12 protein-coding genes are annotated in these 13,073 nt (G+C 42.7%); 8 read left to right on the top strand and 4 right to left on the bottom strand.

Going from position 1 to position 13,073, the window contains the following annotated elements; genetic code table 11:
* Positions 1-43: 43 nt before the first annotated feature.
* The 4 genes from V7201_RS17655 (at position 44) to V7201_RS17640 (ending at position 3,972) form a co-directional block, all read left to right on the top strand.
* Positions 44-451 carry a hypothetical protein gene (locus tag V7201_RS17655; RefSeq protein ID WP_335378071.1) on the top strand — a complete coding sequence of 136 codons (408 nt, stop codon included), beginning with the start codon at positions 44-46 and terminating at the stop codon, positions 449-451.
* 250 nt (positions 452-701) lie between these two features.
* On the top strand, positions 702-977 hold the full coding sequence (locus tag V7201_RS17650; protein ID WP_335378070.1) for a hypothetical protein: 276 nt from the start codon (positions 702-704) through the stop codon (positions 975-977).
* A 223-nt stretch (positions 978-1,200) separates the two neighbouring features.
* Positions 1,201-2,847: an Ig domain protein group 2 domain protein gene (locus V7201_RS17645; RefSeq protein WP_438825072.1), complete on the top strand. Its 1,647-nt coding sequence runs from the start codon at positions 1,201-1,203 to the stop codon at positions 2,845-2,847.
* A gap of 147 nt (positions 2,848-2,994) precedes the next feature.
* The gene (locus tag V7201_RS17640; protein WP_335378069.1) at positions 2,995-3,972 is read left to right on the top strand and encodes a GNAT family N-acetyltransferase; all 978 of its coding nucleotides are present in this window, start codon (positions 2,995-2,997) and stop codon (positions 3,970-3,972) included.
* 61 nt (positions 3,973-4,033) lie between these two features.
* Here the strand turns inward: V7201_RS17640 and V7201_RS17635 are convergent, their stop codons facing one another.
* A complete protein-coding gene (locus V7201_RS17635; protein ID WP_335378068.1) occupies positions 4,034-5,527 on the bottom strand; it encodes a peptide MFS transporter in 1,494 nt (497 codons plus the stop codon).
* A gap of 321 nt (positions 5,528-5,848) precedes the next feature.
* Between V7201_RS17635 and V7201_RS17630 the strand changes: the two genes are divergently transcribed.
* Both V7201_RS17630 and V7201_RS17625 read left to right on the top strand, forming a co-directional pair.
* A complete protein-coding gene (locus tag V7201_RS17630) occupies positions 5,849-6,307 on the top strand; it encodes a DUF305 domain-containing protein (protein WP_335378067.1) in 459 nt (152 codons plus the stop codon).
* Between the two features lie 121 nt (positions 6,308-6,428).
* Positions 6,429-7,271 carry a hypothetical protein gene (locus tag V7201_RS17625; RefSeq protein ID WP_335378066.1) on the top strand — a complete coding sequence of 281 codons (843 nt, stop codon included), beginning with the start codon at positions 6,429-6,431 and terminating at the stop codon, positions 7,269-7,271.
* A 129-nt stretch (positions 7,272-7,400) separates the two neighbouring features.
* On the opposite strand, the gene V7201_RS17620 is transcribed toward V7201_RS17625, so the two are convergent.
* On the bottom strand, positions 7,401-7,913 hold the full coding sequence (locus V7201_RS17620) for a hypothetical protein (RefSeq protein WP_335378065.1): 513 nt from the start codon (positions 7,911-7,913) through the stop codon (positions 7,401-7,403).
* A 181-nt stretch (positions 7,914-8,094) separates the two neighbouring features.
* Here V7201_RS17620 and V7201_RS17615 point away from each other — a divergent pair, with 181 nt between their 5' ends.
* Complete coding sequence (locus V7201_RS17615; protein WP_335378064.1) at positions 8,095-9,588, top strand: amidase; 1,494 nt, start codon at positions 8,095-8,097, stop codon at positions 9,586-9,588.
* Positions 9,589-9,695: 107 nt separating this feature from the next.
* Here V7201_RS17615 and V7201_RS17610 read toward each other — a convergent pair whose 3' ends face one another.
* Both V7201_RS17610 and V7201_RS17605 read right to left on the bottom strand, forming a co-directional pair.
* Positions 9,696-11,399 carry a methyl-accepting chemotaxis protein gene (locus V7201_RS17610; RefSeq protein WP_438825078.1) on the bottom strand — a complete coding sequence of 568 codons (1,704 nt, stop codon included), beginning with the start codon at positions 11,397-11,399 and terminating at the stop codon, positions 9,696-9,698.
* Positions 11,400-11,798: 399 nt separating this feature from the next.
* Positions 11,799-12,287, bottom strand: a complete 489-nt coding sequence (locus V7201_RS17605) for a hypothetical protein (protein WP_335378062.1) — start codon at positions 12,285-12,287, stop codon at positions 11,799-11,801.
* A 126-nt stretch (positions 12,288-12,413) separates the two neighbouring features.
* Between V7201_RS17605 and V7201_RS17600 the strand changes: the two genes are divergently transcribed.
* The gene (locus V7201_RS17600; RefSeq protein WP_335378061.1) at positions 12,414-12,860 is read left to right on the top strand and encodes a DUF4385 domain-containing protein; all 447 of its coding nucleotides are present in this window, start codon (positions 12,414-12,416) and stop codon (positions 12,858-12,860) included.
* The last annotated feature ends 213 nt before the right edge of the window (positions 12,861-13,073 follow it).

Below are 13,073 nucleotides of genomic sequence, written 5' to 3'. Positions count from 1 at the left end.
CTTGCATTGTATATAGCAAGAAAGGACAAGGAGGTGAGAAACAATGAAATGGAGTGATTTTACTAAGTTAAAACAAAAAGGAGGAATTCAAGAAATGGAACAAAAAAGTGCATTGCCAGCTGAGATTATGAATCAGATGATTGAAAAATTTGATGGGATCGACAAGGCAGAATTGAAACTTGGACAAGCCGCAGATGGTTCTTGCGAGGATTACTGGTGGTCACCTGTGTGTCTAACCCTTTGCGCCCCTTTATCTGGACTTCCTTTTGGGCTGGACTTTACCTTGCAGGCTGTAGACTGTAACTATGATGGCCACTGCGATACTCCTCAGATTTATATTGAGGGTGATAATGTTTGTGTCGTTCTTCCAGGATATGTTTTCTACTATGTCACAGTAAACGATGACCTCACCATCTCTTGTCAGTACGCCGGTTTCTATTACGGCACATAAAACCATCCTAATTGACAACAAGGGTTCCAAAAGTTTTTCTTTTGGGGCTTTTGTTTTTGTCGTGGGGACGGTTCTTGTGCTTCTATTTGGCAGGGGAAAATTCATTTAAGTGGAATACTATAAGTGGTCTTTGAGTCAGCTGCAGAAACACTGCCATAACCACTCTGTTAGGGTGGTCTCTTTTTATTTTGAAACTTTTAGAGAGTGTCAACCGTTAATATATTTATCCAAATTAAGAGGGGAAAAAAGCATGAAGAACTTTTTTAAGGTCATTGCTGCTGTTATTTTAGGTTTGCTGTTTTCTGGTGGGATAGACTTGGAAGACCTGAAATTCAAAAAGAATATTCGGAAGCTAAAAAAGGAAAAATGGTTTAAGGAACTCTGTGATGATGGGCGGTACTATGAAAGTATTTTCCAGAATGAAGGATTAAAAGACTATTTAACAGAAGAACGGATTGTAGAAAAAATCTTACATAATAAAGAGGAAAAAGAGCGGTTTTTAAGCTTTATTTCGAGAAAGTATTAATTTTTTGCAGGCCTGGAACTGAGAAAATTTTACTTTTGGGAAAATTAAATACGATTTGCAGTGTGTTTGGGGAGTTTGAGTAAAAGAATTTAGTGAAAATGATATGGAATCTGGCAAGGCGATCCTGCTTACATTGGGAAATTATCAAATTAAACGATTCTTAACATTCCGTCAACATTTGTGTGCTAATTTAGTTAGGAATATACCAATAAGGAGTGAAAGCATGATTCGTCGAAGGTTCTCTATTTTTGCATTAGTCGCTATGCTTGTAGCACCGTCTTTGTACTTTTTTACACCTTTTGTATCTGCTGAAAATGCACTCGACCCGGCACCGCAGTTGCAGCCGGCCGGAACTGCGAATGGAAAGAAAATCTTATTTGATAATACCCATGGGCAAACCGCAGGTGCGGCTGACTGGGTATTGGATGGGGGATTCTCTGATTTCGCCAACGCTTTAGCGAATGATGGCTATTATGCAAAAGAACTGAGGAAAGCTGCACCGATTACGTATCAGGATTTGCAGGACTACGATGTATTTATTATTGGAGAAGCGAATGTGCCTTATAAGGCGACTGAACAGGATGCACTGCTTCAATATGTCCAGAATGGCGGAAGTATCTTTTTCATTGGCGACCATTACAATGCTGACCGCAATAAGAATCGCTGGGATGCTTCGGAAGTATTCAATGGCTACCGTCGTGGTGCCTACTCTAACCCTGCAAAAGGGATGGGAACAGAGGAAGCATCATCTGCAGCGATGCAGGGGGTAACGGGATCGGACTGGCTTTCAACTAACTTTGGAATCCGCTTCCGATACAATGCGATTGGGGATGTCACAGCGAATGATATCGTGGCACCGAGCCAGGCGTTTGGAATTACGAGCGGTGTTTCTACAGTGGCTATGCATGCAGGGTCCACATTAGCTATTACAGATCCAAACAAGGCAAAGGGGATTGTTTATCTGCCTCCGACAACGGCAGCCTGGGGCAATGCGGTCGACCAGGGTGTGTATAATGGCGGCGGAAGAGCAGAAGGCCCTTACGTAGCTGTTTCTAAAGTCGGTGCAGGGAAGGCGGCATTTATTGGAGATTCGTCTCCAGTTGAAGATGCAACTCCTAAATATCTCCGTGAGGAAACGGGCGGCAAGAAGACTACTTATGATGGTTTCAAAGAGCAGAATGATGGTACCCTGCTCGTGAATCTTGTAGATTGGCTGGCACAGCAAGAAACCTATACATCCCTTGCGCAGGTAAGCGGCTTGCAGCTCGACCAGAAGACGGCTTTACTTTCTATGGAAAATCCGCAGACCTCTACGGAACCTCAGGCGGAACCTTGGTCATCTCCTGCCGCAGGCTATAAGTGGTATGATCCTTCAACTTTCAAATCTGGGTCATACGGTTATGGTGCAGATGGATCTGGGGGCGGCGGAGGGACTGCCACATTGAATGAGAAATTCGAATCTGGCACCAAAACAGCTTATACATCAGGGAATGTTACATTATCAAGCGGCTCTTGGTATTTTGATAATGCGCTGATCGGAAACTTAAGCACGGACAAGAAAAATGGTACCCAGTCCGCGCGTGTTCGAGCGAGCGGTGCCCTTACGATGAACTTCAACGTGAGCGGGGCAACAAGCGTCCAAATTTCACACGCCAATTTTGGCTCTGACACTGGAGCCAGATGGCAGCTGCAAATGTCAACGAATAGCGGTTCCACATGGACGAATGTGGGCAGCTTGAATGCAAGTACCTCCAGTTTGCAGGTAAAAACGTTTACGTTGAGCCAGACAACATCAGTCCGCTTCCGGATTGTTGTGTCCGGTACATCAGGGCACAGGCTGAATTTTGATGATATTGTGATTAGCAATTAAATAAAATCCCGTGCCTGAGAAAGAAATGGCACGGGATTTTATTTTGGCTTTTATTCACAAAATTTTTTTATCAAAGTTTTCCATCACCATTGTATAATACTAACTATCCACTTTTTAATAGAGACAGAAAAATAGGGGGAGAAGCAGATGGAATTATGGAATGTCTATGATCAACACAGGCAGATCACGGATCGGATTCATGAACGCGGTGTGGAGATGAACGACGGGGATTATCATATTGTTGTTCATGTTTGGATTATGAATGACCAAGGACAATTCCTCATTCAAAAGAGGCAGCCGTGGAAAAAGGGCTGGGCGAATATGTGGGATTGCTCGGCTGCGGGGTCCGCTATTCTTGGAGATACTAGTGAGCAGGCTGCAATCCGTGAAGCAAAGGAAGAGCTTGGAATCGATTTGGACATTGCTAGAGGGGAAAGACTGTTTACCGTAAAATTCTCCTGTGGATTTGATGACGTATGGCTGGTAAGGCAAAATATTCCGATTGAAGATTTGAGCCTTCAGGAAGAGGAAGTTGCGGATGCAAAATGGGGAAGTGAAGAAGAAATAAAGGTAATGTTCAAGAATGGCGAATTCATTCCGTTTGCCTACCTGGATTTGTTTTTCGAAAGCGCTAAGTCACCAATCTCACTATGGAAAGCTTCCATTGAAGATGCAGAAGAATTGCTGGAGCTTCAAAAGGAAGTGTTCATGCCGCTCTATGAAAAGTACAATGACCATGAAACAAGCCCGGTGACGCAAACGATGGAGCGGTTTCTAACAAGATTTGAACTCGGGGAGTATTATAAGATTACATACGATGGCCAATTGGCGGGAAGCGTCAATGTTTATCAAAAAACACCAGGGTTGATGAGGCTTCATATCATCAATATTCGCGAAGAATACCATAACAGAGGGATTGCCCAGAAAGTCATGAATAGGCTGGAGCTCATGTATCCAGAAGCAGAAGCATGGGAGCTCGGAACCATCCTTACCGAAGAACGAAACTGCTACCTCTATGAGAAAATGGGCTACGAACAACATGGAGAACTCAAAGTCATCAACGACAAAATGACCCTCGTCAACTACCGGAAAGAGAAAAATATAGCAAGATTACAGAGTCTTTAACACATTAAAGCGCCGGGGGTCTGACCCCCGGCGCTTTAATGTGTTAAAGTATTGCTTCTTTTTATTTTATACCTTTCATGTAGCCTTGGATTTTCGGGGATAGCATGAACAGGATGATACCTAGTACGATGGATGCTCCACCGATTGTTCCGAAGTAAGTCATTTCGGTTTCTGGTGAGTAGAATTTAACGATTTGTGCGTTGATAGCTTGTGCTGCGGCACTTGCAAGGAACCAAAGGCTCATTGTTTGTGCTGAGAATGCTGCAGGCGCAAGTTTTGTTGTTGCTGACAGACCAACTGGGGAAATCAGCAACTCACCGAATACAACGATCAGATAGCTTAGAACTAACCAGATTGGGCTAACCAATGCATCTGTGCCTGTTAAATAACCAGGGATTAAGATAACTAGGAATGAAAGACCAGCGAAAATCAATGAGAAAGAGAATTTCTTCGGAATTGATGGCTGGCGGTCACCCATCTTCACCCAGAATCCTGCGAAAATCGGTGCAAAGATAATGATGAATAATGGATTCAATGATTGGAAGAATGCTGGTGAAATTGTCATGCCAGCGAATTCTAATTGCGTACGCTTGTCCGCATAGTTAGCAAGGATTGTTGAACCCTGCTCCTGGATTGCCCAGAACATTACTGCTGCAAGGAATAGCGGGATGTATGCAAGTACCCTTGAACGCTCAACCTCTGTTGTTTTAGGGCTGCGGTACATCACGATGAAATAGATTGTCGGAATGACAATACCAAGAATCGTCACAATGTTGATAAAGCTTTCGAATGTTAAAAGTCCAGCTGGAACCAATACTGCTACAAGGATTGCTAGGACAACAAGACCAATGCCAATCCAAGTGAATGTTTTCTTCTTTTCTTCTGGTGATAATGGATTTGCAACCATTGTACCTGCAAGGCCAAGGTTCTTTTTCTTTGTAAGCATGAAGACTACAAGTCCGACGAACATACCGATTGCAGCAATCGCGAAACCATAGTGGAAGTTAAATTTGTCAGATACTGCTCCAACGATTAGCGGCGCTAGGAATGCACCTGCGTTGATTCCCATATAGAAAATCGTGAAACCTGCGTCACGACGCTGGTCAGATTCGCTGTACATTTCACCTACAACGGTTGAAACGTTCGGCTTCAGAAGACCTGTACCGATTACGATCAAGACCATTGATACGAAGAACATTGAAACGCTTCCAGGGATCGCTAAGGCAATATGACCAAGCATGATCAATATTCCACCGTAGAACACGGCTTTTGAGGTACCAAAAATTCGGTCAGCCAGCCATCCGCCAATGATTCCGGACATATAGACTAGTGATCCGTATATGGACATGATAGAAAGCGCTAACGTTTCATCAATTCCTAATCCACCTTTAGAAACTTCATAATACATGTAATAAACGAGGATTGCTCTCATTCCATAATAAGAAAAGCGCTCCCAGAACTCTGTGAAGAAAAGTGTGAATAATCCCTTTGGATGTCCAAAGAAACCTTTTTGAGGAACACTATCCACAATTTTCTGTTTATTAAGGTTTGACATGTTTTTCCCTCCCTATTTTCTTATACTAGAATACTGATAACAGTATGAATTGTCAAAAACAATATTAGGAAATACCCCCTATAACCTTTGAAAAATATAGGTTTTTCATACTTTTTTAAAATAAAAAAAGTTTATTTAAAATTATTCAATTTATAAGAAAAGTATGAAAAGTTAGGTAATTTATGGTATGTATTTCCATTAGGCCGGCCCAATAGTGTTTACCCAAAAATTAATAAAACAAACTTGGAATACAAAGATTATTCATTAGGTGCCTGGGTATGCATACAATATAGGTTAAATTAACTATTCAGGAGGTAGTAAATGAAGAACAATTATGGAAGATTCGGTATGATGGTTTTGACCTCGACGATTATCATGCTGATTCTCATGTATTTTAATACGTATAGTTTGGATCATGTTTTCTTTAGTGAAACGAGGTTTTACATGGCCCTTCTCATGGGAGCCGTAATGGCAATCGTCATGCTTGCTTTTATGCAAAAAATGTATACCAATAAGAAAGTGAACTTTGGTATTTATTTGGGCAGTGCCGTGGTCATTGCTGTTTCTCTATTCCTGGTCCGCAGCCAGGCGACTGTAGATGACGAGTCGTGGATGAAGGCGATGATTCCGCACCATTCCATTGCGATCCTGACTAGTGAACGCGCCAATATAGAGGACCCGCGTGTACGCAAACTTGCAGACGGGATTATCAAAACCCAGCGAAAAGAAATTGCAGAAATGAAGGCATTGATGAAAGATCTTGAAGAGAAAGAAGATTAATAATGTAAAAAGAGAGCCTGATCCTTTGGTGGATGAGGTTCTTTTTGCGGATAAGGAGGAAATCCTGTGCTTGATAGAGAATATCGCTAAGGAGAAAAAATAGATGGAGAGAAATAAATAGATGAATACAAAATTAATTTTAGTAGAGGGGCTTCCTGGTTCAGGGAAGTCCACAACAGCCAAGATGATTAAGGAAATCCTTACTGAGCAAAATGTGAAAGCTGAGCTGTATATGGAAGGGCATCATGATCATCCAGCAGATTATGAAGGCGTTGCTTATTTTACCGAAGAGGAATTCGTACATCTTCTTGAAGCAAACGAGGGTCTCAGCAAAATTTTTCAAGAAAAAGCATTTGTTAAAAGAGGACGCAGGCTGCTTCCATATATGAAAATCAAAACGGAATTAGGTGAAGAGTTTCCTGACAAGCTTCTGGAGGAGATTTCGAAAAAGGATGTGTACGAGCTTCCGCTTGAGGAAAACATCGCCGTGATTGCGGAAAGCTGGGAAGAGTTCGCGAAACAAGCAGAGGCTAATGACTTGGTCTATATTTTCGAGTGCTGTTTCATTCAGAACCCGGTTACGGTCGGGATGATCAAATATGGAGCTCCAGATGAAGCATCAATTGATTATGTGAAAAAGCTGGCCGACGCTGTGGGAGATCTCAATCCGTTGCTGGTTTACGTCAAACAGGAAAACGTTGATAAGTCATTCCGAAAGGCAGTAACCGAACGGCCAGAGGATTGGTTCAACGGATTTGTCCACTATTACACTGCTCAAGGCTACGGTTTGAAAAATGTACTGAATGGGCTTGATGGCACAATCGAAGTGCTAAAGGCGAGACAGGAATTGGAGTTAAAAATCCTTGAGCATCTGGATATGACGAAGGTGATCGTTGATAACTCCCGGTTTGAGCTGGATCAGCATAGGGAGAGGCTTAAGGAGATCTTGAAAAACGAGTGTTAAGTTAGAAAGACCTTCATTTTGGTGGAAGTAGTTCAGATAATGAGGACGAATAACAATCAAAAATACCATACTGATTAAACCAATTATCATAAATTGTCATTAAAAAAAGCTAAGCACAGTTGCTTAGCTTTATTTCATAGATTTTCCATCAAGTTGAAAGAAATTAACTGTGTTATCGAATAACCAAAATTCTAAAGATCTGTTTCTTTTCTTATCTACAAAACCGATAATATCTGCACCTTGCTCTGTGCGGAAATAGTAGTTATCTCCATACGCTTGAACGATGGCCTTCTTTTCATCGCCAATTTTTATTCCTTTAGCCGTTTTCAAATTACGGTCAGTTACAATAAATCTTGCAATTTTGCCTTTATTATTTACTGCTATCTCAATTCCTTTAGTTAGTTCAAAATAGTCATAGTTTTCAACATCACGACTTCGTTCTGTCTTCTCCCCATATTTTTCAGATATTTTTTTGCTGTAAAAGTCATCATTTACAAACAATCCATCAACATTTTCATTGCGTAAATTAGTGCTGCTTGCAATTAAATGATGATAGGAACGAGGGAAGCTTTGGTCTAATGTAAAGGCAGATAGCAAAAGAATAGCTCCGATTGCAGCTGCAAAAATAATAACTCGTTTCATAGAAAACTCCTCGAAAAAATGATGGTATCATGATAATTTTACCATCATTTTCATAAAGTTACTTAACGAAAAAAGTAAATAATTAACCAGCGACTTTCTCTACCAAGTCTTTTTTTACATAGAAGGAAATTCACGTTCAACAGAGAACATTAGATAGTAAAATGATGCGGTGGTGAGGCGGATGAAGGGGATTGTATATAAAGCGTATGATGGACTGGGTCTAGCAGAACTGGTGAAGCGAAAGGAAGTCCAGCCGAAGGAATTAGTTGAAGAGGCAATAAAAGTAACAGATACACTAAATCCTAAACTGAATGCAGTCATTAACAAGTTATATGACAGGGCGCTTAAAGCGGAGGACGCTGAACGAACTGGCGCTTTTGCCGGGGTACCAATGCTGCTGAAGGATATCTCGCAGGAGATCGAAGGGGAACCCATCACGGCTGGATCGAAGGCCTTTTTAACTTACCGGGCAAAAACGGATTCTGAATATGTACGGAGATTGCGTAAGGCAGGACTAGTGTTCCTTGGCCAAACGAATGTCCCTGAATTTGCGCTGGTAGCTTACACCGAGCCTGTACATTATGGCCCAACCAGGAATCCGTGGAATCTTGATCATACACCAGGCGGCTCAAGCGGCGGATCAGCTGCTGCGGTGGCATCCGGAATGGTTCCGATTGCCGGCGCTAATGATGGCGGAGGCTCGATTCGGATTCCTGCTGCCTACTGCGGCTTGTTCGGTTTAAAGCCAACAAGGGGCAGGACGCCAGTTGGCCCGAACTATGGCCGAGCATGGCAAGGCGCGTCTGCTGAACATGTGTTAACCCGGACGGTTCGTGATAGCGCGGCGATGCTGGACCAGCTGCATGGGCATGAAAAAGCAGGTGCATTCTCAGTTCCGACTTTTGAAGGCAGCTACCTCGAGGCTGCGGGGACTCCGTTGAATAAAAAGCTGAGGATTGCTTACTCGGTCACTTCCCCAATCGGTACGGAGGTCCATCCTGAATGCCGGGAAGCAGTTTTAAAGACTGTCAAATTGCTAGAATCGATGGGACACCATGTGGAGGAGAAGGGTGCCCCAGTCGACGGCCATAAAATAGCCAAGAGCTATTTAACCATGTACTTTGGAGAAACCGCAGCTCTTTTATCCTCATTAGAGGAAGTCCTCGGACGAAAAGCCACACCATCTGATGTTGAGCCTACAACCTGGCTGTTAGGTCTTCTTGGCAGAGCGACATCAGCGGAGGAATTTGTCCTAAGCATCAGGGAGTGGGACAAGGCGGCTTATCAAATAGAAAATTTTCATGAAACCTATGATTTTTACCTGACACCGACTACGGCTTTTCCACCTGCTCGAATTGGAGCGTTGGAACCAACCTCAACAGAAAAATTCTTAATTAATACAGTCGGTAAAATGGGGCTCGGCGGAATGCTGAAGAAGGCAGGGATTGTTGACCAGATCGCCCAGAAGAACCTCGCCCGAACGCCATTCACTCAGCTCGCTAACCTGACAGGACAACCCGCTATGTCCATGCCGCTGCACCAGACAGCAGAAGGCCTTCCAGTCGGAGTTCAGGTGATGGCCGCAAGAGGACGGGAGGATTTGCTGCTGCAACTGGCTGGTGAGCTTGAACAGTGCTCACACTGGGTGGATGTGCGGAAGAATCCCTTGTTTTAGAAGGGAACTATATTTTCTTGAGGAAAAAAGAGCGTAATAATAAGGAGGCAGCTTTGGGTACGCTGCCTCCTTTTGCAATTGGGAGAAAGGGGTTACCTTCGTAATTCTTATAGTTTGAAATAGCTGATCGCATTCTTTAAATCGGTAATTTCATCATTTAATGCTGTAGCTGACTGGGTGACGACTTGGATTGCGTTTTGTTGTTCTTCCACCGACGCTGTAACTTCTTCTGTAGAAGCTGCAGTTTCTTCACTGATGGCTGCAATGTGCTCAATGGAAGTGGTGAATTGCTCTTTAACAGCAGTAAGGCCCTGCATTTCTTCATTCACTTCCTCGATTGCTTCATAAATTTTATCAATCGAGCGTGCAATCATGTTAAAGGCGGCTTCGGTACCTGCTACGGCATCGCTTTGTTCTCTTACCGTCTCAGCTGTTTTTTCCATCTCTTTATTAACGATACTTGTTTCATTTTCTATTCCTGTAAGTGTTGATCGGACTTTTTCTGTTGCGGAAGATGTTTGTTCAGCCAGCTTTCTCACTTCTTCGGCTACGACGGCAAACCCTTTTCCATGTTCACCTGCTCTAGCAGCTTCGATACTTGCATTTAATGCAAGTAAATTGGTCTGGGCTGAAATTTCATTGATCGTTCCAAGAATGGTTTCGATTTCCTTCACTTTATTTAAAAGCCCGGTGATGACTTCCTGAACCCCATTGATCAATAGTTGACTGTGCTCGGAAGTCGTTTTAAGCTGTTCAACAGAATCAAGGCCAGTTGTATTTGAATTCTGCACATCTTTCGAAGTATACAACATATTCTTGTTTTTTGATTGTAAGCTTTCAATTTGTGAAGCTAATAAAAGGGTGACTTGGTGTGTTTCTTCTGTCTCGGTTGCTTGTTGAATGGAACCTCTGGATATTTCTTCGATCGCCCGGCTGATTTCTTCGCCGGATGCGGTTGTTTCTTCGGAAATGGCGCTTAAGTTATCAGAGGTGAGGCCGATTTCAGATATGGATCCATCTACCTTACCGATTAACTGCTTTAAACTGTTCACCATCAGAGAAAACCCTGTTACTAGGTGGCCAACCTCATCGCTGCGTTTTAACTCTTTTAATTCGATAGCGAGATTGCCTTGGGCTACTTCTTTCACCTGATTTGTAACCGTAATGATCGGGTCAGCAAGATGCTTTGAAAATAAGTAAGTGATAATGCTTCCAATCAATAGCGCACCGCCAAGTGTAATGGCCAGCAAAGTCAGCAGGTGGGTGGCGGCAGCGTTGAAATCCATCTTATAGGTTCCAGCACTGACGATCCAGCCCCAATTTGGTTCCAGCTCATTATAGGTTACCTTTTCAGCGACCTTGTTCGGGTCATCAGGCAGAGCCCATTTATATGAATAAAATCCACCACCGGATTTTCCAATCTTGATTTGATCCTGGACGATAAGATTTCCATCGATGTCCTTTGTTTCCCAAACATTTTTTCCTTCAATCGTCGGGTGGGCGACTTCAAGTCCTTTTTCATCGTACACAAGGAAATAGCCGTTTTCACCCAAGTCTACTGGGCTGTCAATCTTCCGTTTCCCGTCTCCGATTTCGTGGCCGATCAGATAAGTTTTGACTCTTTCCTGCGCATCTTCTAAAGATAAATGTCCTGCTTTTACTTCCTGATCAAGTGAATCGATCATTTGGATGGCCATCTCGACACCGTTTTTGAGATTGGTCTGTCCCAATTCATTCAGACTGTCTTTGGCCGTGACGTATCCGACGATTCCAATAATAAGACTAGGGACCGCGAGCAATAATAACGACATACTAATTAACTTGAGTTTAAGCGACTGCATCTTGTTGATTCTCCTTTGAGGCTATAATATACCGATCATACTTCCGTAAAGTCGATGGTAAATATATCGTCAGGTTTCTTAGAATTGTTATAGCCATCTCAAGAAAGTTGCAGGTCCTAATTTATGATTGGCGAATTTTTAATGACGAACTTATTAGGCCCATCGCAAAAATAAGCAAGGGATGAATCCCCTGCTTTTGTTTTGAATTTACCGTTTTTCTTCATACCATCGCAAAAGCAACCAGCTTATTTTCAAAATAACCACTCGTTTACAAGAATTTTTTTCTCCTATTAAACGGTTGATAAATTGCGATGAACCCATGGTAGTCATGCAATTCCTCTTAAGCCCTCTTAAAAGTTACCTTTCCTCTCAGCACCAGACAATCACACTATAAGGTGTCGTTTGCGCCGGAATACTGAAAGTGGAAGGACCATAGACAACAATGAGATTTCGATTTGCGGGATTGCCGGTGAATCGCTGGCTGTTTGTTAACCGCAATTTTGTCGTTGGTGCTAGGTTCAGCTTGAGCATGCCATCGCTGCTAACCAGCTGACTGTTGAAAAAATCGACTTTTACATTTTGATTTTGAGTTTCTTTTACCATCACCAGTGCTCGATATTGCGGCGGATAAATGAGCGGGACAGGCGCGTTTCCGTCATAGTATCCGGTCACCCTGTCGCCAACCCTCACCATTGCGTGATCGACAAAATAAGTATTCGGTTCAATCACAAAATTAACCATATTCCCATTCCCGTTATCTACAGACATTAGCTTATAACAGCCTGATGGGTCATTGGCCGTTGTAAAAAAATCACCGATATTGGTCACGATCCCGCTGAAAAACTGAAATTTCACCATTCTTGTACCACCTTCACGAATAGACTCATGCCTATACAGAGTATTCAATTGTGGAAATCATTGTGACACATTGGCTTGTTAGAAATTCTTTCAGCCGGGTAAAACAAAGAAAAAAGGACTGTTAGTATGGCATTTGATTACGAACTTGATTTTGACAAGATTGATTTTCGGAAGCAGCCGGACCTGTACCGAGTGGGACGCGGAGAGCAGGGGGTGCTGCTGGTTGAACCCTATAAAAGCGAGATCCTGCCACATTGGCGGTTCAAGACTCCTGATATCGCCACGGTGTCATCTGAAAAAATCTATCAGATGTTTCTCGATTATAAAGATGAGAAGGATTTCGTCGGTATGGACATGGCGCGGAAGTTCCTGCAAATGGGTTATACACGAGCGCGGCGCTACACCAATTATAAAGGCGGCAGGAAGTATGACGAAGACGGCAAGGTGAAGGAACGCCAGATTGACCCGGTTAAGCGCAAGTCCGCAGAAATTTTCATGGATAAATGGAAGCTCGCTAGGACGGATGAAGATTATCTTAGGATGAAAAAAGAACACCAGAAAAACTATGGATAAAAAATAGCCTATTCCGCAGAAGGGATTAGGCTATATCAGACTGTAGACAGAACTAAAACAAGGCTGTCGACAGCCTTGTTTTTTAGTTGTGTCTTTTTATATTTATAGAAGCTCTTATGACCATCAAATGGGAAAACTTTCCGATGAGTGGTCGTTATAAGGCTCCTTATGACCATTCAGTGTGAAAACATTAGGATGAGTGGTCATTATAAG

Origin of the sequence: Bacillus sp. JJ1122, from assembly GCF_036964885.1 — a bacterium.
GTDB lineage: Bacteria > Bacillota > Bacilli > Bacillales > Cytobacillaceae > Mesobacillus.
Note: the sequence above shows the minus strand (reverse complement) of the source record. Positions and strands in the feature narration are given on the sequence as shown.

Bases quoted from the DNA above. Each gene is read 5' to 3' on its own strand.
- V7201_RS17655 (WP_335378071.1), top strand. From the start codon at position 44: ATGAAATGGAGTGATTTTACTAAGTTAAAACAAAAAGGAGGAATTCAA.
- V7201_RS17650 (WP_335378070.1), top strand. From the start codon at position 702: ATGAAGAACTTTTTTAAGGTCATTGCTGCTGTTATTTTAGGTTTGCTG.
- V7201_RS17645 (WP_438825072.1), top strand. From the start codon at position 1,201: ATGATTCGTCGAAGGTTCTCTATTTTTGCATTAGTCGCTATGCTTGTA.
- V7201_RS17640 (WP_335378069.1), top strand. From the start codon at position 2,995: ATGGAATTATGGAATGTCTATGATCAACACAGGCAGATCACGGATCGG.
- V7201_RS17635 (WP_335378068.1), bottom strand. From the start codon at position 5,527: ATGTCAAACCTTAATAAACAGAAAATTGTGGATAGTGTTCCTCAAAAA.
- V7201_RS17630 (WP_335378067.1), top strand. From the start codon at position 5,849: ATGAAGAACAATTATGGAAGATTCGGTATGATGGTTTTGACCTCGACG.
- V7201_RS17625 (WP_335378066.1), top strand. From the start codon at position 6,429: ATGAATACAAAATTAATTTTAGTAGAGGGGCTTCCTGGTTCAGGGAAG.
- V7201_RS17620 (WP_335378065.1), bottom strand. From the start codon at position 7,913: ATGAAACGAGTTATTATTTTTGCAGCTGCAATCGGAGCTATTCTTTTG.
- V7201_RS17615 (WP_335378064.1), top strand. From the start codon at position 8,095: ATGAAGGGGATTGTATATAAAGCGTATGATGGACTGGGTCTAGCAGAA.
- V7201_RS17610 (WP_438825078.1), bottom strand. From the start codon at position 11,399: ATGTCGTTATTATTGCTCGCGGTCCCTAGTCTTATTATTGGAATCGTC.
- V7201_RS17605 (WP_335378062.1), bottom strand. From the start codon at position 12,287: ATGGTGAAATTTCAGTTTTTCAGCGGGATCGTGACCAATATCGGTGAT.
- V7201_RS17600 (WP_335378061.1), top strand. From the start codon at position 12,414: ATGGCATTTGATTACGAACTTGATTTTGACAAGATTGATTTTCGGAAG.